The organism is Stenotrophomonas geniculata ATCC 19374 = JCM 13324 (assembly GCF_001431625.1).
Lineage (GTDB): Bacteria > Pseudomonadota > Gammaproteobacteria > Xanthomonadales > Xanthomonadaceae > Stenotrophomonas > Stenotrophomonas geniculata.
The window spans coordinates 46,099-65,254 of the sequence record NZ_LLXT01000091.1; the positions used below are offsets into that span (position 1 = coordinate 46,099).

The 19,156-nt window shown below is 65.6% G+C and carries 12 protein-coding genes and 1 riboswitch; of the genes, 3 read left to right on the forward strand and 9 right to left on the reverse strand.

The genetic code is table 11. The features are described 5' to 3' along the window. Positions 1–88 precede the first annotated feature (88 nt). From ARC63_RS07650 to ARC63_RS07665, 4 genes are all read right to left on the reverse strand, one after another. On the reverse strand, positions 89–3,007 hold the full coding sequence (locus tag ARC63_RS07650; RefSeq protein ID WP_057502944.1) for a TonB-dependent receptor: 2,919 nt from the start codon (positions 3,005–3,007) through the stop codon (positions 89–91). Positions 3,008–3,235: 228 nt separating this feature from the next. Then, positions 3,236–4,171 carry a FecR family protein gene (locus ARC63_RS07655; RefSeq protein ID WP_057502945.1) on the reverse strand — a complete coding sequence of 312 codons (936 nt, stop codon included), beginning with the start codon at positions 4,169–4,171 and terminating at the stop codon, positions 3,236–3,238. 104 nt (positions 4,172–4,275) lie between these two features. Next, positions 4,276–4,776, reverse strand: a complete 501-nt coding sequence (locus tag ARC63_RS07660) for an RNA polymerase sigma factor (RefSeq protein WP_014038389.1) — start codon at positions 4,774–4,776, stop codon at positions 4,276–4,278. 72 nt (positions 4,777–4,848) lie between these two features. Continuing rightward, complete coding sequence (locus ARC63_RS07665; protein WP_010483989.1) at positions 4,849–5,322, reverse strand: hypothetical protein; 474 nt, start codon at positions 5,320–5,322, stop codon at positions 4,849–4,851. A gap of 183 nt (positions 5,323–5,505) precedes the next feature. On the opposite strand from ARC63_RS07665, the gene ppa reads away from it, so the two are divergent. Together ppa and ARC63_RS07675 are read left to right on the forward strand one after the other, a co-directional pair. Continuing rightward, on the forward strand, positions 5,506–6,042 hold the full coding sequence (gene ppa, locus ARC63_RS07670; protein WP_005410935.1) for an inorganic diphosphatase: 537 nt from the start codon (positions 5,506–5,508) through the stop codon (positions 6,040–6,042). 152 nt (positions 6,043–6,194) lie between these two features. Continuing rightward, positions 6,195–7,316 (forward strand): HDOD domain-containing protein, encoded by a 1,122-nt coding sequence (locus ARC63_RS07675; RefSeq protein WP_010483988.1) that lies wholly within the window; start codon positions 6,195–6,197, stop codon positions 7,314–7,316. 435 nt (positions 7,317–7,751) lie between these two features. On the opposite strand, the gene ARC63_RS07680 is transcribed toward ARC63_RS07675, so the two are convergent. The 5 genes from ARC63_RS07680 to thiC form a co-directional block, all read right to left on the reverse strand. Continuing rightward, positions 7,752–10,610, reverse strand: a complete 2,859-nt coding sequence (locus ARC63_RS07680) for a TonB-dependent receptor (protein WP_010483986.1) — start codon at positions 10,608–10,610, stop codon at positions 7,752–7,754. Between the two features lie 49 nt (positions 10,611–10,659). Then, positions 10,660–11,559, reverse strand: coding sequence for a helix-turn-helix transcriptional regulator (locus ARC63_RS07685; protein ID WP_010483985.1), 900 nt, complete (start codon positions 11,557–11,559; stop codon positions 10,660–10,662). A gap of 114 nt (positions 11,560–11,673) precedes the next feature. Beyond that, entirely contained in the window at positions 11,674–13,998 is a 2,325-nt protein-coding gene (locus ARC63_RS07690; RefSeq protein ID WP_057502946.1) for a winged helix-turn-helix domain-containing protein, read from the reverse strand. Positions 13,999–14,258: 260 nt separating this feature from the next. Then, a complete protein-coding gene (locus tag ARC63_RS07695) occupies positions 14,259–14,930 on the reverse strand; it encodes an ion channel (protein WP_010483983.1) in 672 nt (223 codons plus the stop codon). Positions 14,931–15,023: 93 nt separating this feature from the next. Then, positions 15,024–16,868 (reverse strand): phosphomethylpyrimidine synthase ThiC, encoded by a 1,845-nt coding sequence (gene thiC, locus ARC63_RS07700; RefSeq protein ID WP_010483982.1) that lies wholly within the window; start codon positions 16,866–16,868, stop codon positions 15,024–15,026. A gap of 82 nt (positions 16,869–16,950) precedes the next feature. Then, positions 16,951–17,052: riboswitch (TPP riboswitch) on the reverse strand. Between the two features lie 245 nt (positions 17,053–17,297). Here thiC and ARC63_RS07705 point away from each other — a divergent pair. After that, positions 17,298–18,875: a BCCT family transporter gene (locus ARC63_RS07705; protein WP_049412107.1), complete on the forward strand. Its 1,578-nt coding sequence runs from the start codon at positions 17,298–17,300 to the stop codon at positions 18,873–18,875. Positions 18,876–19,156 lie beyond the last annotated feature (281 nt).

Here is a 19,156-nt window from a genome sequence, read left to right on the forward strand (position 1 = left end):
CGCACCCACCGAGGACGGTCGGGGCACGATGGGGTCAGAGCCCTCTCCGCAGGAAAGGGATCCGACCCCATCGCTCATCCACGATCGGTCAGTACTTCCAGGTCAACGCCAGGCGCGCGGTGCGGCCCGGGGCCGGCATCACGCCCAGAGCGAGCGGATCCAGGTAGTAGCGGTCGGTCAGGTTGTCCACGCCCGCTTCCACCGACAGCTGGTCGTTGAAGCTCCAGCTGGCAAACAGGTCCACCAGCGTCGTTGGCCGGTACAGCTGCTGGATCGCCGACAGGCCCACGTTCCAGTCCTTGTCCAGCTTGCTGATCGGGCCGGCGTTGTGGACCACGCGGGTGCCGAAGGTCAGGCGCTCGTCGAACAGGCGCGAGCCCAGCGTCAGATTGACCATGTAGCGCGGCGGATTCTGTGTATTGGTGTACGACCCCTCGAATCCGCCGTCCACGCAGTCCGGCGTGTTGGCCAGTTCATCGTTCTTGCGCTGTGCACCATAGGCGCGGCGCTCTGCGGCGATGTCCGGCGCGCAGGTCTTGGCCTTGAAGTAGTAGTGCGCGGAAAGATCGGCAAACACCTTGCCGCTGTCATAGCTGGACTGGAACTCCATGCCCGAGACCTTGAACTGGTCGACGTTGCGGATCAGGCCTGCCGACAGCGTGCGGTAGTCACGGGTGATCAGGTCGTCGATGCGGGTATCGAAGTACGCCAGCTTCAGCGCAAGGCGGTCGCCAGCGGTGAACAGGTCGTAGCGGATGGTGCTGGCACCGATTTCCCAGCTGCGCGCACGCTCCGGCTTCAGCTCGCCCACCGGCTTGGCGGCAGTGAACAGGCCCAGCGTGGTCTCGAACAGGCTCGGCAGCTTGGTGCCTTCGGCGTACTTCACGTAGACCATGGTGTCTTCGCTGAAGCGATAGGCCACGCTGGCGGTCGGCGAGAACGCGGTGTCACGACGGCGGATAGGCTGCGACCAGGTCCAGCTGACCGGCACTTCCAGGTCCTGCGCCTTGCCGGCGTCGTAGAAGTTCCAGCCACCGATGTCGCCCACCGTGCCCTTCTTGTACGGCGAAGCCAGCAGCGACTCCTGGGTGAAGTTGCCGTTGGCGTCCGGGTACCAGTTCAGCAGCGCGATGCGCTTGGCCCGCCACGACGGCAGCGCCGGGTTGCCATTGAGCAGTTCGGTGTAACGGTACTGGCCCTGTACCTCATAGGCGTCGGGCGTGGCCAGGCGGTTGCGGTCATGCACATCCACGCGGTTCCAGCGTCCGCCGGCCAGCAGTTCCCAATGCTCATCGGGCTGCCACTTCAGCGAGGCCACGGCACTGTATTCCTTGCGCTCGGCGTTGCGCAGGAAGCGGTTGTTGACCAGATCGTCGTGCATGACCGGCCCCGAACTGCCCGGCGCGATGTCTTCGTCGCTGTAGGACAGGCCGTAGTCGAGGGTGAACGCACCAGCACGAGTGTCGAACTTCGAGGTGTTGCTGGCATCCAGGCCGAAGCGCTTCTGTCGCAGCGGATTGCGGTAGGCATCCTTGTAGCCGGGGTCGCCGCTGAAGCTGGGCGCGTCATACCACTCGGTGCGGCGGTCGAAGTACCACGGGGTGATGCCGGTCAGGCTGTTGTACATCACGCTGTCGGTATCGGTGTATGTGGCGTTGACACGCAGGTCGACCAGATCGCTGTCCGGATTGAAGCGGTAGCGCAGGGTGTAGCTGTCCATGTCGACATGGCCCGGGTCCCACTGCGGAATGCGATCGCGGTCGACGCGGATGATCTGCGAGGCCATGATCTCGCCGGCGGTGCCTTCGTAGCGGCGGTAGCCCGCTTCCAGCGTCTGCGCATCGTCGATGCGCCAGGTGCCCTTGAGCAGCGCCGACTTCGAACGCGACGAGGTGTTGAACACTTCGGTACGCGGCGGATTCAGCGGTGCCAGCGTGCGACGGGTCTGCGGGAAGTCGTCGTAACCGTGTTTGCCGGAGAAATAGTTGCCGTTGTCGCGGTAAGCATAGGCGGCGACCAGATCGAAGCGGTCCCAGTGACCGGCTGCGGCCACGTTGAAGAACTGGCTGCCGGTGGCGCTGCGGTCGGAACGCGGCGCGGCGCTATAGGACGGCAGGTTGTTGGCGCTGGCGTTGGCCAGGCCGCCACGCACGCGTACGCCGAAGTCACGGCCTTCGCGCAGCACGTCACCGATCTTCAGCGTCTCCATCTCGACCACGCCACCGATGCCACCGGAGGCGTTGGCCTGCAGGCTCGGGCCCTTGGTGATGGTCAGGCTGGAGATCAGGTCCGGGTCGAGGTAGGTGCGCTGTGACTGGCCGGCATAGCCGCGGTAGGTATCCATGCTGGACTGGCCGCCATCGATGATCACCGGCACGCGGCCCTGGCCCTGGATACCACGGATGTTGACGTCGAACCCATTGCCCACGCGCGGGTCACCGGCGGTGACACCGGCCACGCCCTTGACGATGTCGCCGTTGGAAGTGCCGCGGAAACGTTCCAGGTGCGTGCGGCTGAGCGTGGTGGTGGAGCCCACACTGCGATAGCTGTCGAGCAGGCGCGCCTCGTCGCTGGTCGCGCCACTGTCGACGCGGTCGCCGGCCACGCTGAGCGTGTCGGTGACGATCACACCGCTGTCGGCCTGCACCAGCGTCGCCGCTTCCAGAGTGACTGCATCTGCGCTGACGCGGCGCACCGCCAGGCCACTGCCCTGCAACAGCTGCTGCAGCGCCTCGTTGGCCGGCAGGCTGCCATTGACCGCACGCGAGGTTACGCCCTGGGCCAGGGTGGCCGGATACACGACCTGCACGCCGGACTGGCGCATATAGCTGCGCAGCGCTTCATCCAGCGGCTGCGCTGAAATGTCGAAGCGCTGCACGGCAGCGTGGTTGCCGGTGGCGCTCTGTGCCAGCACGGACGGTGCGGCGCTGGCCAGGCCGGCGGCCAGCAGGGCGATGCACAGGCGGGACGGGCGCAGCGCGCGGCCCGGGCGGTGGGAGTCGAACATGGGGAACCTGTCAGGTAATCGGTGCCGCAGGCGCGGCGTCATCCGCAACACGGGCGGACACGGCGACGTACGTGGCGGCGGCGGGTACGTTCGCGTGGTAAGACGGTTGGGCGCGCGGCAACCCCAAGAGCGATTTGCGGTCGCGGCAGGTGCCGACCGGCCGGTGATCGTGGTGGGTGCCGACCGTTGGTCGGCACACTGGGACCTTCATCCACGCATGGCGTGGATCTACTGGTGAACGATGGCGACGCCGAGCGGCAGGCGGGTGACCTGCAGACCTGCTGTTGCGGCCAGTGCATCCAGCGCCTGCTCCGGGCGATCGATGCGCAATGCGGCACTCACTGCGGGTAGTCGCGACAGATCGCCGCGCACGAAGGTCGGGCCGGCGCGGTAACGCCCCACCCATTGCACGGCGTCGGCGACGCTGGCCTGCTCCAGCAGCAGCTCGCCCTGCCGCCACGCGCCGACGCTGTCGGCAGCCACATCCCGCAGACGCGTCACGCCGCTGTGCTCGCCATAGACCGCACGCTGGCCCACCTGCAGATAGGTCCAGCCACCGTCGGCCGGGCTGGCCACGCGCACCCTGCCCTGCCCGACCTGGGTTTCAACCTGGTCATCGCCGCGCGCGACGGTGAACGCGGTCGAGATGTCCTCGATCACGCCGTTGCCCGCACGCACGCTGAAACGTCGCTGCGCATCCGGGCTGACCTCGAACCAGGCACGCCCACGCAGCAGCTCGATCTCGCGTGCATGTGCATTGAAGCGCACGGCAATCGCACTGTCCGCATCCAGCACTGCGCGGCTGCCATCGGGCAATTGCACGTTCTGCACGACGTGCGTGCTGCGATGGTCGGCCTGCAGCCGCAACCAGGCCTCCGGCCATGCCACCAGCATCGCCAGCGCGGCTGCAGCGGCCATTGCCCAGCGCATTCGATGCGGCCGCGGGCGTTCGGCGGGCCGGACCTGCGGGCGTGGCCCGACACTGCGCCACAGCGCGCGCTCGTGTTCGAAGGCGCGTCGGTGCCCCGGTTGTGCCAGCCAGCGCTCGAACTCGTGCATGCGCCCTTCGCCGATGTCACCCGAGGCCAGCCACGCGATCCAGCCCCGGGCCTGTTCGGCCAGGGCATCGTCATTGGCGGCGGGCAGCGTGTTCGGCGGGCTCATCGGCTGGCGGACAGGCGCATTCAAGCGCGGGCGGAGGAACTAGACCGCATCCACGGTCCAGTGATCAAGACGTTTCAGCGAGGGCCAGCCCCAAGCCGGGGCCATCATCGGCCGCTGCGTGCCCAGGCCAGGCGCTGCAGGGCGGTGCGCACATGGTTTTCGACGGTCGTCACCGACACCCCGAGACGGCGGGCGATCTCGGCCTGGGTCAGGCCCTGCAGGCGGTTGAGCCGGAAGATGGTGCGGGTCGGCTCCGGCAGGTGCCCCGCCGCATCGAGCACCCGCTGCAGCTCGTCCTGTGCCATGGCCTGTTCCTCGGTCGAGATGACCTCGTCCGGCCCCCACAGGTAGTGGTCGGCCAGCAGGCGGTTGCGCCGGGTCGATTCGCGGCCGTGGTCGGTGGCCAGGTTGGCGGCCAGCCGGTACAGATAGGCCCGCGGGTTGTCGATGGCCTGGCTGTCGTCGACCCCACGGGCCTTGAACCATACGGCCTGGATCACGTCCTCGGCACCATTGTCTCCGCCGAGGATGCGCTGCACCCGGCGCAGCAGTGCCGGCCGCTCACGGATCAGCAGTTCGGTAAGGGAGGCGGCATTGGAGGACATGCGCGGAACCGGGACGACAGACGGAAGGCGCCGCGCATGCTACTCCGTTAATGCGAATCAGTCACGTTCGCATCAGTGGATGCAGCCGGTCAGCCCGTCATAGACGCTCTCCGACGTGCCGGGCAACGGATCATGCAGCGGATTACGGGCCGCCAGCGCCGCATGGAAGTCCTCAACCGGGGTGCCAGGCACCAGCGGCAGCCGGCATAGCCAGGTCGGTTGCCGGGCCACGATCGCACCGTCGTTCCGCGACACGGCCAGGTCACTGGCGGCAAATGCCCAGAGGCACTCACGCACCGTGCCGCGCACCGCATCCACTGAACACCGCAGGCGCAGCGCCCGGATGTCGCTGTACTCGCCCTCGCAGAAGGTGTCGCCGCAGATCCTGTCGAAGCCATGCTGCAACCGGCCTTCCAGGGCAAAGAAGCGGTCCCAGTTGGCTTCCTGGTGCGGATAGTCGATCAGGTCCACGTAGGGAAAGGCCTGGGCGGCGGGCGCGATCAGCAGCGCGCAGAACAGGCCGAGTGACAGGGCGGATGGTTTCATGCGGGAACTCCTCGGGTAGGTGCATCCAGCCTGCGCGCGCACGCCGCCCGGCCCCATCGGTCAACCCCGGCCCGCCGGGTCGGCGCCTTCCACGCCCTGCCGTCGGCCCCCTCCCCTGCACAGCGCCCGGCAAAGGCATAAAATGGGGGGCTATCCGTCTATATCCCCCACTTGGAGCACACCATGGGTCTGGAACTCGTCTCGCCCGGCAAGAACCCGCCGGAAGAAATCAACGTCATCATCGAGATCCCGAAGGACTCGGAGCCGGTGAAGTACGAAGTGGACAAGGAAACCGGCGCGATCTTCGTCGACCGCATCCTGTCCACCCCGATGCGCTACCCCTGCAACTACGGCTACGTGCCGAGCACCCTGTGCGGCGACGGCGATCCGGCCGACGTGCTGGTGGTGCTGCCGCTGCCGCTGGTGCCGGGCTCGGTCGTGCGCTGCCGTCCGGTCGGCGTGCTGAAGATGAGCGATGAGGCGGGCAGCGACGAGAAGATCCTGGCCGTGCCGGTGTCGAAGATCTTCAGTGGCTACGCCCACGTCGAAGACATCGCCCAGGTGTCCAGCCACTGGCTGGAGCGCATCGGCCACTTCTTCGAGCACTACAAGGACCTGGAGAAGGGCAAGTGGGTCAAGCTCGACGGTTGGGGCGGCGCCGCTGAGGCCAAGCAGATCCTGATCGAGGCGCACCAGCGCCATCTCGACAGCAAGGCCTGAGCCTGAACCGGATCGCTCCGGCGGCACCCCGCCGGAGCGATGCGGGTCACGTTTCATGACGACGGCACATCACTCTTGCCGCCGTATTAGGTAAATTGCGTCACTTCACACGTCGTCGACATCCATCGTCGAGACAGCCAGGGGAATGTGTCGTGCGTATTCTGCTTGTTGGGGATGCAGCCAGCCTGCCGGCTGAGCTGACCGAATTCATTGCCGATCTTGGGGAAGACTGGCAGCCGCTGACCGCCACCGATGGCCAGACCGCGATGACCGCGGTGGCCACGCAGGGCGTGGATGCGGTGATCGTCTGCCCGCAACTGCCGGATCTCAATGCCACCACGCTGCTGGGCCAGATCCGGACCTTGCGCCCGGAAACCATCCGCATTGCGCTGGTGGACGCCCAGCACGGCAACCGGCCGCCGCCGGCACGCCTGATCGGCGTGGCCCACCGCTTCCTGCCGTTGCCGCTGGCACCGGAAGTGTTGCTGGAAGCGCTGACCAGCCTGGAAGAGCTGCGTGAAGTGCTGGACAGCCCTCGCCTGCGCGACGCCATCGGCCGTATCGAGAAGCTGCCCTCGCCGCCGCACCTGTACCTGAGCCTGACCCAGGCACTGGAACATGACGACGACGCCGACAGCGCCGACGTCGCCAAGCTGGTGGCCGCTGATCCGGCGATCGCGGCCAAGGTGCTGCAGCTGTCGAACTCGGCGTTCTTCAGCCAGGGCCGCACCATCGCCGACCTGCGCACCGCCGTGACCCGCCTCGGCCTGTCGACGCTGCGCGATCTGGTACTGGCCAGCGAGGTGTTCTCGGCACCGACACTGTCCACGGCCGAGCGCAATTCACTACAGCAGCGCGCCCTGCTCGCCTCGCGGCTGGCGGCACGCCTGCTGCCCGAATCCAGCGCCGAACTGGGCGCGACCGCCGCGCTGCTGGCCGACATCGGCCTGCTGCTGCCCGGCGTGCGCAACGAGCGCAGCGAACCGTCGCTGGCCGGTGACACCCGCCCGGGCCACGCCGAAGCCGGTGCCTATCTGCTCGGCCTGTGGGGCCTGCCGATGCCGATCATCGAGGCGGTGGCGTTCCATCTGCAGCCGCAGCGTGCCAATACACGCAGCTTCTGGGTGACCGGCGCAGTGCACGTGGCACTGGCACTGGTCAATGGTGATCCGGTGGACGAGGACTACCTGCAGCGCGCAGGTGTTCTCAACAGGCTGCCGCAGTGGCGGGAGCATGCCAACAGCCTGATGGGACTGGTACCCAGCGAGATCTGAGCTGTCAACGCAGGAAGAACCTCGAAGGCGCGCCCAAAGGCGCGCCTTTTTTGCATCAGCGCGCGCCGCAGGCATCCTGCACGCAGTGGCGATACTGCAGATCGCACAGGACCTTCGACTTGCCTGCAGCCAGGCATTCCTGACGCAGCTCCTCGCAGTACAGCCCGCCCCCACAGACGCCACCGGTCTAGGCAAACACCGCACCCACCAATGTTGCATAGATCAGTGCAGCAGCAGACAGTTTGTGCAACAGCGTGCTCTTCATCGCTCTCTCCATGTGCAAGGGTCCGCAAGTGGACCCAGCAACTGTGTTGATTGCGACACGACAGGAACGTGACCTCCCTCACCTTCCAAGATATTTCGGAATTCCCCTACAAAGAAAGAGGGCGGACCTTGCGGTCCGCCCTCCCGGTACTGCTGTCGCACTTCGAACTATCAGAAGCGCTGGGTGTACTTCATGTACAGGAAGCGACCGACGTCGAAGCCACCGTAGTAGGCGAAGCTCGAGTTCGGCGCCGAGTACTGCAGCGCACCGCGGTGATCGAACACGTTGTTCGCACCCAGGGCGATGGTGGCATCCCACGGAGCCTTCCAGCTGACCTGCACATCGTGGAAGGTGTTGGAGCCGGTGTGGCGCAGCGGATCCGGCTCACCATTGGCGTAGTGGTTCGGAGCGTCGCACCATGCGTCGTCGATGCAGCTTTCCTTCATGCCCGAGTAGTAGCGGGCAGTCCAGTTGACGCCGAAGTCACCCAGCTCCCAGTTGACACCCAGGTTCGAACGGACGCGGAACAGGCCCGGCTCACCAACGCGACCGATGGTGATGTTCTCACCCTTCTTGTTCTGGCCGGCTTCGTCGTACTTGGCCAGGTAGCTGGTCTGCCAGTCGATGCTGAACTTGCCGATCGACAGTTCCGGCAGGCGGTACTTGACACCCAGATCGTAGCCTTCGGTCTCCATCGAGCCGAGGTTGGCCAGGCCGTAGGTCAGCGCCTCGATATGGCCATCAGCGGCACGGGTGACGCCTTCGCAGCGAGCTGCGTTGCCCAGCACGTAGCAGTCACGCAGGATGCGATCAACGCTGTCAGCGATGATCATGTTCTTCAGCTCGTAGCGGTACCAGTCGAGCGAGATGTCCAGGCCCTGCACCCAACGCGGGCTCCAGACCAGGCCAACCGTCTTGCTCTTGGAGGTTTCCGGCTTCAGAGCCGAATTCGAACCGCTGACGAACTGGTCCGGGGTCGCGCACGGGAAGGTGCTGCAAGGCGCGAAGCCCTGGCCGACCTGCACGTAGTTGGCCGGCACGCCAGCCGCGGCGCAGGCAGCATTGCCAGCGACGTTGCCCGGCGAGGTCGAACCGCACGGATCGGTATAACGCTCGAAGCTCGAGTTGGTGCCGCCGTACAGATCGTCAACGGTCGGTGCGCGGAAGCCTTCTGCGTAGGTACCGCGGACCAGCAGTTCGTCGATCGGGCGCCACACCAGGCCGAACTTCGAGTTGATCGTGTCACCGAAGTTGCTGTAGTCAGAGTAGCGGCTTGCGACGTTGAAGGTCAGTTCCTTGGCAAACGGCAGGTCCGACAGGATCGGCACGTTCAGTTCCAGGTAGAACTCATCCAGCGAGTAGTTGCCCGAGGTGGTGGTCGACGCCAGGCCGGTCGACTGGCCCGACTGACGGAAGGCGTCCGGCACGAAGCGGCCTTCTTCCTTGCGGTGCTCGTAGCCCATGGCCACACCCAGGTCACCGGCCGGCAGCTCGAACAGCGAACCGGACAGGTTGGCGGTGTAGCTGGTGGTCTTGGTCACACCAGTGTCGGTGTAGGTCGGGAACAGGAAGTTCTGCAGATCACGGTCGGCAAGCGAGCCCTGGCCGTTGACGCCGTAAGGCAGCAGCGGGTTCCACGGGCGACACTGGCTCAGCGGGATCGGATTGGCGGCGGTCCCGCACTGAGCAACGCCCTGGCCGTTGATGAACGACTTGCCAAGTGCCTGCTCGGAAGCGATCAGGCTCATGTCGCCGTAGCCGGTCTTGGTCAGCTCGTTGCGGTTCCACAGCGCGCCAACGTCCCAGTCCCAGGTCTTGCCGGCAAACTCGAAGAAGCCACTCAGGCTCGGCGCGAAGCGCAGGGTCTTGAGGTCGCTCTTGGTGGTACGCGGCACTTCCCACAGGCGGCGACGGAACTCAACGTCCTGGCCGATCGGGTTGAACGCGCTGTCCTTCGACAGCGGGGTACCGAACGACAGCGACTGGTACGGGTAACCCGCGATCTGCTGGTCGGTGGTGCGCTGGTTGTACAGCACGTCAGCATTGAAGGTGATCGAATCAGCCAGATCGTAGCTGCCGTTGACATACACGGACTTACGCTCGATGCCGGTCTGCACCATCATCTGCTGGTTGGCGTTGGAGTACTCGGCCGGAGTCAGCAGGTGGTAGTCGGCCGCATTCTTCGGGTCACCGCCCGGATTCAGGGTCTTCCACTCCGGCTGCGGCTGGCCTGCAGCGCGCGGCTTGCAGTCGCCCCACACGCGCGGGTCGCACCAGGTGCTGTTCTGGCTCAGCGGGCTCCAGTCGGCAGAGGTCGAATTCGGGCCCAGGCCGCCGTCGCGGCTGAACCAACGATCCTTCGCCCACACCGGATCCTGCTTGGAGTACTCGGCCGACAGGGTCACGCCGCCACGCTCGCCTTCAGAGCCGAGGGTGAACGAGTAGGTGTTGGTGTCGCCGTCGCCGCGGCCGTACTGGCCAACGTAGACGCTGGCTTCAGCACCATCGAAGCGCTTGCGGGTGATCACATTGACCACGCCAGCAATGGCGTCCGAACCGTAGATGGCGGAGGCGCCATCCTTCAGCACTTCGATGCGCTCGACGGCGGCCATCGGAATCTGGCTCAGATCCTGGTAGCCGGCAGTGGTCGCGCCCAGGCGCTTGCCGTTCATCAGCACCAGGGTGCGCTGCGCGCCAAGGTTGCGCAGGTCGACGTAGTAGCCGCCAACGTTTTCGCCGGAGGACAGCGAGTCCGCGCGGGAAATGGCCGGCGAACCTGCCGAGGTCAGGTTCTGCAGGACATCGGCGACGGTGGTGTAGCCCTGCTTTTCCAGGTTCTCACGGCTCAGCGTGAGGACCGGCTGCTGGGTCTCCATCGAGGCGCCGCGGATGCGCGAGCCCGTGATTTCGATGCGATCCAGGGTGGTCGCATCCTTTGCTTCCTGCGCAGAAGCAAAGGCGGGCGTCAGCGCCAACGCAATGCCAGCCGGCAGAAGGCCCAGCCGCACTGCGGGATTACGAACGTTCATCTATCTCTCCAAGGTACGTGTTAGCAGCGTGTTAAAACACCCCAGCACGTTACGATTGCGTTGCAGCGCTGTATTTGCGCGAGCCAACCGGAGACTTTGCAGATTGTGGCGGCAGCAAGCCGCCGTTTTCCCTGAAGCGCGATGCGGACTGGCCGTAGCGGGCGCGGAACGCACGCGCGAAGCTGCAGCAGTTGTCGAAGCCACTGGCCGCAGCGACCTCGCCAACCATCATGTCGGTGTCACGCAGCAGGTCGGCCGCCCTTTCCAGGCGCAAACGTGCTGAAAGCGACTGCGGGCTTTCCTCGTACAGGCTCTGGAAGGTCTTGGAGAGATACCAGCTGGAGAAGTTGGTCAGCTCGGCCAGTTCACCGATGCGCACCACGCGGTGGCTGTTGCCTTCCAGGTACAGGCGGGCGCGCTGCATGCGGCCGAATACCTGGCGCTTGCGGCTGCGCGAGCGACCCGGGCAACGCTGCACGTTGTCGGCCAGCCCACGCTGCAGGCCCGCCAGATGCAGCAGCAGCGGGCGCAGTGCCTGTGCCGGCTGGCCACTGGCCAGCGCATCGCGCCACAGGCGCAGCGCAACGCGGGCATCGCCACGGCTCATGCGGCCACGCCCGGCGTACAGGCCGCAGTCGGCCATCTCGGCCAGCACGCGCAGTGCTTCGACAGTCAGGTTCAGGCCAACGCACAAGCCGTTGCGGCCTGCCTGCACCAGCGGCCGCGACTCTTTCTCGAAGGCGATCCACTCGCCCTGGCGCAAGCGGAAGCGTCCTTCCTTGGCTTCCACCCAGGAGCTGCCGCGCACCTGCATCCACACAGTGAAGCTGCTGCCTGCGGTCTGCAGGCTGCCGAGCCGGGCCACGCCCAGGCAGGTCGGCGCAGCATCGTCGAGCGACCGGTCCAGAGAGACGGTTTGGCCGCGATCGGCCAGCGAGAGTTGACGCATGGGGACACCACGGTTTGCCTAGTACAGGCCTCCGTTTTGCCAAATCAGGCGGCACCACGTCAGGAAAGTCAGACGAGATCGCCACGAATTCGCGGCGAGGTCGCCACGAAGAAATTACGAAGGCCCATTTCCGTTGAACAACAACAACTTGGAGAACGCCGGAAGCAGCGTCGGCGAGCGCTCGGGCAAGCGCATCACGCCGATGTCGGCACCGTCGCTGACCGCCATTGCCACGAACAGCGTGTGCCCATCGGCGCCGGCACTCAGCCCGTTGCCGGCACTGAGGCGTTCCGCATCCAGGCAGCGTTCCGGTTCCTCGCGCCCGGCCTGGATCAGCACCAGTGTCGTGCCACAACGGGTGGACGTACCGAGGTAGCCGATCGCGTTGTTGCCGGCCACGGTCCAGGCCCGGTACCGCCACCGGCTGGGCCGGTCATCACTGATCTGCTGCACGCTTGCCGGTGCCAACGCCGCATCCACCGACCACAGGCCTCCTGCGGCCAGGCGGGTGAACAGCACACGCCCGCTGCTGCGATCGAACCGCGCCTGCGAAACACCGTCGATGCTGGCCAGGCGGCGCCAGGGCTGCACGCTTCGATCAAACAGGCTCAGCCGGGTCTGTTGCTGGTCATCGCGCTCGACCACCAGCAGCTGGTCCGGGCGTGCCCCGTACAGTGCCTGCAGCGGCTGCTCCGACGGGACAGGCAACGGCTGGACGCGTTCGTCACGTGGGGCGATCTCATAGACCACTGTGCGTCCGTGCTCGTCGCGCCCCACCACCAGCAACCGGCGGCTGTCGGCCGACCAGTCCGGTGCCTGACGTGCCTCGGGCCGCAAGCCTTCGATCGGCCGCAGCGAATCGGGGCGCTCCATGTCCGCCCACCACAGCGCGAAGCTGCCTGAACGATCGGACGTGAACACCAGTTGGCGTCCATCCGGCGCCGCCATCGGCTGCCCATCCCGGCCACTGGACGCAAACAAGCGCTGCGGCGGCGAGCCGCCCTCCATCGGCACCTTGAAGATGCCGAACTGCGCGCGCCGATGGACGAAGGCCAGCATGCCCGCGCGGCGTGCAGTGGCCGGCCACTGTGCGTCGTCGAGCCCGGCATCGCGCAGCGTGCGGCTCTCGACGTCCAGGTAGTACAGGCGCACTTCACTGTCGACACGGCGTCCAAACACGATCGTCCGGCCATCACGCAACCAGGCCCAGCCACGCAGTTCAGCGGCCTCGCTGGTCAGCTGCTCGGGCGTGCCACCCGCTGCCGGCATGCGCCACAGGTCGCCCAGCTGCGGATTGCGCACGAACACCAGCCACTTGCCATCAGGCGAGTAGCGCGGCGCATAGTCGAAGTCATCCTCGGCAACACCGTAGTCCAGCGCCTCCCATTGGCCACTGGCCAGATCGAGCTTGCGGATGCCCCGATGGGCATAGCGCCCCACCATGCTGCCGAACACCAGGCCACGGCCGTCCGGCGTCCAGTCGAAACTGAGCAGCTCGGTGCCATCGCACCGCGTGGCCTGGCGCAGGGCACCACCGGTCGCGCTGGCGATCAGCACCTGGCAGCCGCCGTTGTTGCTGAACCGCGCGAAGGCGATCTCGCGTCCATCCGGCGACCAGCTCGGGAAGCGGTCGACCGAGCCGGCCGGCGGAGCCAGCAGCTGCCGCGCTGGCGCGTTGCCGGAGGTCTGTACCTTGATCGCCCCACCCCCTTGCCCGTCTTCGTTGGCGCCTTCATAGGCCACCAACGAGCCATCGGGTGAAAGCGTGGGATAGGTTTCAAAACCGCTGGTTGCGGTGATCAACCGATAGGGACGCTGCGGGCTGCCGATCACGCGCGTGCCGTTCTCCACGGCCGCATCCACCGCTGAACTGCTGGCCGGTGCCCGCCGCAGCAGCAGCGCGGCCAGCACCACCACCGTGGCCAGCATCAGCACGCCCAGCACCAGCAGCACGCGCCGGCGGACATGGCGCCAGCGGCGGCGCGATGCCTGCACGTGTGCCGGCCTCTCCTCGGCGATGACCATCACCGGTTGCAGGTCCGCGATTCCGTCATCGGCTCCTGCGGACGGCGCCGGCTCGACATCGTCCAGTACCTGCACCGGCACCAGCAGGCGATAGCCGGTCTTGGCGATGGTCTCGATATAGGCCTGGCCGTTGTCGTCGTCGTTGCTGAACGCCTTGCGCAGCTGGGTGACGGCCTGGGTAAGCACATCATTGGTCGGCAGCGTGTCCGGCCAGACTTCCGCGAACAGTTCATCGCGGGTGACAACACGCCCTGGCTGGCGCAGCAGTACACGCAGCACGCCCAGCGCCTTCGGCGTCAGCCGACGCGGGCGACGCGCACCGACGACCTCGACTTCTCGCGAGGACAGAGTGACAGTGCACTCTCCGATCCGGATCCGATCGAATCCGGGGGGCTGGTTTTCACTGCTGTTCATTTTCCGCTACACAGTAGAGACAGGTCCGGGGCAGCGTTTGCCTTCGATACCCTCCCGTCCTGGGAACAGCAAAAAGCCAGACTCCGCACAAAGCATCGGCGCATACCGCAAAAACAATGAAGCGGGCGAATACTAGCCTATGCGGGTTACCTCGCCTATCGCGTGGTCGACATCCAGGCTCTCTCTCGCCGACGCATTCACATAATTTGCTGCACCATTCGCGCCCTGCGGGGCGCGGAATTTTTATCTGGCGTTCATTTTCACATGCGCCGCAGCATGGTCAATCCGACCAGTCGCGAAACCACCAAAGCCACGTACATCACGCCTGAAAACTGCTCCAGCATGACCAATGCACGCGCCTGCGGATGCAGTGGCACGACGTCGCTCAGGCCGACACCCGAGAGCAAACTGAAGCTCAGATAAAGCAGTTCCATCCAGGTGCGCTGTGCACCGCCACCGGTGCCCTGGAAACTGCCCGGATACCACTGCTGGCACACGGCGAAAGCAAACGCGAAGGCCCAGGCCAGCAACGTGAATGTCGCACCTGCCGCGAACAGTTCATCGCGGGTGACTTTATGGTCCTGGAGCATGTAGGCGATGAGTGCACCGGCCGTATAGAAGTACAGCAGGCTTTCCAGCAGCTGCGCGGTGGTCAGCAGCGCACTGCGATCCAGCAATGCACCGGCCAGCGAGAACACCACCGAAGGAATGGCCAGCAGCAGCGCCAGCCAGGTGCCCAGCGGGCTGCGCTGGACCACCCACAGCGCCAGGCCCAGTACCGCCATGCCGAACATGCCCAGCGCCGCGCGGCCCGCAGCGGTGTCATCCAGCGCGGGGTACAGCAGCACGGCGATCAACTGGGCCCCCAGCAGCCAGGCCGAAGGATGACGGCGGGCAATGGCCAGCCAGCGGGTGGTGATGGCAACGGGCATGGCGTCCTTTCCCCAGGGTGGTGGGCCGAGGATAGCCGGGAGCGGTGTGATGAGCGGTAGTGCCGGCCGCTGGCCGGCACCCCCGCTTCCGCATCACCCCTGGCGGTAGACCTCGGCACCGGCCGCGCGGAACTCCGCCGACTTCTCCTTCATGCCGGCCTCGGCGTAGTCGCGCACGTCCTGGGTGATCTTCATCGAACAGAAGTGCGGACCGCACATCGAGCAGAAGTGCGCCAGCTTGTGCGCATCCTTCGGCAGCGTCTCGTCATGGAATTCCTTGGCCTTCTCCGGATCCAGGCCAAGATGGAACTGGTCTTCCCAGCGGAACTCGAAGCGCGCCTTGCTCAGCGCGTTGTCGCGCACCTGCGCGCCCGGATGGCCCTTGGCCAGGTCGGCAGCATGCGCGGCGATGCGATAGGCCATGATGCCGTCACGCACGTCCTGGCGATTGGGCAGGCCGAGGTGTTCCTTCGGCGTCACGTAGCAGAGCATGGCGGTACCAAACCAGCCGATCATCGCCGCACCGATCGCGCTGGTGATGTGGTCGTAGCCCGGCGCGATGTCGGTGGTCAGCGGGCCCAGCGTATAGAACGGCGCCTCGCCGCACTCGCGCAGCTGCTTGTCCATGTTCTCCTTGATCAGCTGCATCGGCACATGGCCGGGGCCTTCGATCATGGTCTGCACATCATGCTTCCAGGCGATCTTCGTCAGCTCACCCAGCGTTTCCAGCTCACCGAACTGCGCGGCGTCGTTGGCATCGGCGATGCAGCCCGGGCGCAGGCCGTCACCCAGCGAGAAGGTCACGTCATAGGCCTTCATGATCTCGCAGATGTCTTCGAAATGCGTGTAGAGGAAATTCTCCTTGTGGTGCGCCAGGCACCACTTGGCCATGATCGAGCCACCACGGCTGACAATGCCGGTCACGCGCTTGGCGGTGAGTGGCACGTAGCGCAGCAGCACGCCAGCGTGGATGGTGAAGTAGTCCACGCCCTGCTCGGCCTGCTCGATCAGCGTGTCACGGAAGATTTCCCAGGTAAGTGCTTCGGCACGGCCGTCGACCTTCTCCAGCGCCTGGTAGATCGGCACGGTACCGATCGCCACCGGCGAGTTGCGGATGATCCACTCGCGGGTCTCATGGATGTGCTTGCCGGTGGACAGGTCCATCACCGTGTCACCGCCCCAGCGGATCGCCCACACCAGTTTCTCCACTTCCTCGGCAATGCCCGAGGACACCGCGCTGTTGCCGATATTGGCGTTGATCTTGGTCAGGAAGTTGCGGCCGATGATCATCGGCTCGCTTTCCGGGTGGTTGATGTTGTTGGGCAGCACCGCGCGGCCGCGTGCGATCTCATCGCGCACGAACTCCGGTGTGATGATCTTCTGGATCGAGGCACCAAATGCCTCGCCCGGGTGCTGCTGCAGCAGGCCGGCATCGCGGATCGCGTCCAGGCGCTGGTTCTCGCGGATGGCGACGAACTCCATCTCCGGCGTGATGATGCCACGGCGCGCGTAGTGCATCTGGGTGACGTTGGCACCTGCACGCGCACGGCGTGGCAGGCTGCGCGCGGGAAATCGCACCGCATCGAGCTTCGGGTCCTGCTCGCGATCGCGGCCGAACGAAGAACTCAGTCCTTCGAGCTGCTCGGTATCACCGCGCTCTTCCACCCAGCCGCGGCGCAGTTCCGGCAAACCGGCCGACAGATCGATGCGCACCTCCGGATCGGTGTACGGACCGGACGTGTCGTAGACCGTGACCGGTGCGTTCTCTTCGCCGCCGAACAACGTCGGCGTGCGGGTCAACGCGATCTCGCGCATCGGTACCTGCAGATCCGGACGTGAGCCGGGCACGTGGATCTTGCGCGAGCCGGGAATGGGCCGGGTCACGGATTCGGAGAGTTGCTGGGCCTGTTGCTGCAGGGCGGAGAGCTGTGCGTTCATCGGGCATCGTCCAGGAAGGTCAGGGACGAAGCGGCGGCGCACTGCTGCCGCTCCCGGACGGTCCTTGGGCGGAGTCCGGGCATGGCTGCACTGCAAAGCTTCCCTACGCCGGTATGAGCCGGATCAGGTTCCAAGGGACTGTCTCAACCGTGGCCACATGGCCGCGGTACCCCCGCTTCTTGGTGCGCATTAGACCATAGAACGCACCGCAGCTCCTGGCTGTTCCATCCACGCACGGCGTGGATCCGCTGTTTCTGTATTAACAGAACCGTGACATCGCATTCAGTAACGTGCACGCGCATCGTGCCGCTGCGGCCGGTGTTTCCTCGTCGCCTTCGCGGCCCCTGCCCGGTCTGTGCTGCATGTCGCCGGCCCCTCGCAGCAAGCTCTGCTCGCTCCCCTCAATCCCTTGATCGGAGAAGCCCCTTCATGGTGTTTCGCGTTTCCATTGCACTGGTTCTGCTGCTGGTGCTGCTCGCCGGTGTTGCACCCGGTCCCTTCAATACCGTGGTGCAGAGCATCCTCGGCGAACTCATCCGCGGCATCGGCTGGCTCTACCTGCTGGTCGTGTTCCTGGCCCTGGTATTCCTGATGTACCTGGCCTTCGGCCGCTTCGGCAACCTGCGCATCGGTGGCGAAGACGCCGAACCGGAATTTTCGCGGGCCAGCTGGATGTCGATGCTGTTCGCCGCCGGCATGGGCATCGGCCTGGTGTTCTGGGGCGCCGCCGAGCCCATTTCGCATTTCAGCAAACCACCGGAAGGGCTGGCACCTGAAAGCATGGACGCTGCGCGTGCTGCCATGCGCTACGTGTTCTTCCATTGGGGCCTGCACCCGTGGGCCATCTATGCGTTGATCGGCCTGGCAATGGCCTGGTTCCAGTTCAACCGCAACGGCCGTGGCCAGGTCAGTGACATGCTGCAACCGATCATCGGCCGTCACCATCGTGGCTGGATCGGGCGTGTGGTCAACATCTCCGCGGTCGTTGCCACTGCGATTGGCGTGGCTACAGCACTGGGCTTCGGCACGGTGCAGATCGCAGCCGGCGTGGAACGCGTATTCGGCGTGCAGGCGGGCGTTCCGCTGCAGTTGACGATCATTGCGATGGCCTTCGTTCTGTACATGGCGTCCACGCTCAGTGGCGTCGGCCGCGGCATGAAATGGCTGTCCAACTTCAACCTTGCACTGGCGGCGCTGCTGTTGGCACTGGTGCTGGTGCTCGGCCCGACTGGCGCGATCTTCAATACCTTCACCACCACGCTGGGCTCCTATCTCAATCAGCTGGTGACGATGAGCCTGCGCATGTCGCCGTTCTCGTCCAGCACCTGGGTGGCCGACTGGACGATCTTCTACTGGGCCTGGTGGATTTCCTGGGCACCGTTCGTGGGCTCGTTCATCGCGCGCATCTCGCGAGGCCGCAGTGTTCGGGAGTTCGTGATCGGCGTGGTGTTGGCGCCGACGCTGCTGGGCTTCTTCTGGTTCTCGGTGTTCGGCGGCACCGCCATCTGGATGCAGATCTTCGGCCAGGCCGACCTGCTGCAGGCGCTGGGCAACGGCTACGAGACAGTACTGTTCACCATGTTCGACAGCCTTCCGTTGCCTCTTCTTCTGTCGAGCATCGCGTTGGTGCTGCTGATGATCTTCTTCGTGACCTCGGCTGATTCTGCGGTACTGGTACTGGCCAGCATGTCCACGGACGACGCTGGCGAGCCATTGCGCAAGCACAAAGTGGCGTGGGGTGTCGGCATTGCGCTGGTGGCGGGTTCCTTGCTGTTGGCAGGCGGACTGGAGGCGCTGCAGGGCATGATCACCATCGCAGCGCTGCCGTTCGCGCTGCTGATGCTTCTTGTGATGGTGTCGCTGTACCGGGTGCTGGACCAGGAGTACACGCGGGAGCGGCGGCAGGCGCAGCGCCAGCGGCACATGATCGATGCGTGGATCGCACGCGAGATGGCGGCGCAGGAGGAGACCCAGGCGGAAGCAGCGCGCGCGCACGATCAGGATTGAGGGGGGTTTGCAGCCTGCGGCTGCACCGCTTCTTTCAAGCAACGGCAACAGCAAAAGCGGCTCTGGGACTCTGAGGGTCTGGCGGGGAGGGGGCCGATGGCGGGACACGCCGCAAGTACGTCCTTGTAGGCTCGGCCACGGCATCCATGCCGTGAACGGTCCCGCCATCGGCCCCCTCCCCGCCTCCGACAATTTCCCGGTGACCGCAGTAGATCCACGCCACGCGTGGATCAGGTGTGTCGGAAAACAAGAAGGGGTCGGATCCGTTTTCCTTCGGAAAA

Coding starts and splice junctions, on each gene's coding strand:
- ARC63_RS07650 (WP_057502944.1), bottom strand. CDS start 3,007: ATGTTCGACTCCCACCGCCCGGGCCGCGCGCTGCGCCCGTCCCGCCTG.
- ARC63_RS07660 (WP_014038389.1), bottom strand. CDS start 4,776: ATGTCCTCCAATGCCGCCTCCCTTACCGAACTGCTGATCCGTGAGCGG.
- ARC63_RS07665 (WP_010483989.1), bottom strand. CDS start 5,322: ATGAAACCATCCGCCCTGTCACTCGGCCTGTTCTGCGCGCTGCTGATC.
- ARC63_RS07695 (WP_010483983.1), bottom strand. CDS start 14,930: ATGCCCGTTGCCATCACCACCCGCTGGCTGGCCATTGCCCGCCGTCAT.
- ARC63_RS07690 (WP_057502946.1), bottom strand. CDS start 13,998: ATGAACAGCAGTGAAAACCAGCCCCCCGGATTCGATCGGATCCGGATC.
- thiC (WP_010483982.1), bottom strand. CDS start 16,868: ATGAACGCACAGCTCTCCGCCCTGCAGCAACAGGCCCAGCAACTCTCC.
- ARC63_RS07655 (WP_057502945.1), bottom strand. CDS start 4,171: ATGAGCCCGCCGAACACGCTGCCCGCCGCCAATGACGATGCCCTGGCC.
- ARC63_RS07705 (WP_049412107.1), top strand. CDS start 17,298: ATGGTGTTTCGCGTTTCCATTGCACTGGTTCTGCTGCTGGTGCTGCTC.
- ARC63_RS07685 (WP_010483985.1), bottom strand. CDS start 11,559: ATGCGTCAACTCTCGCTGGCCGATCGCGGCCAAACCGTCTCTCTGGAC.
- ARC63_RS07680 (WP_010483986.1), bottom strand. CDS start 10,610: ATGAACGTTCGTAATCCCGCAGTGCGGCTGGGCCTTCTGCCGGCTGGC.
- ppa (WP_005410935.1), top strand. CDS start 5,506: ATGGGTCTGGAACTCGTCTCGCCCGGCAAGAACCCGCCGGAAGAAATC.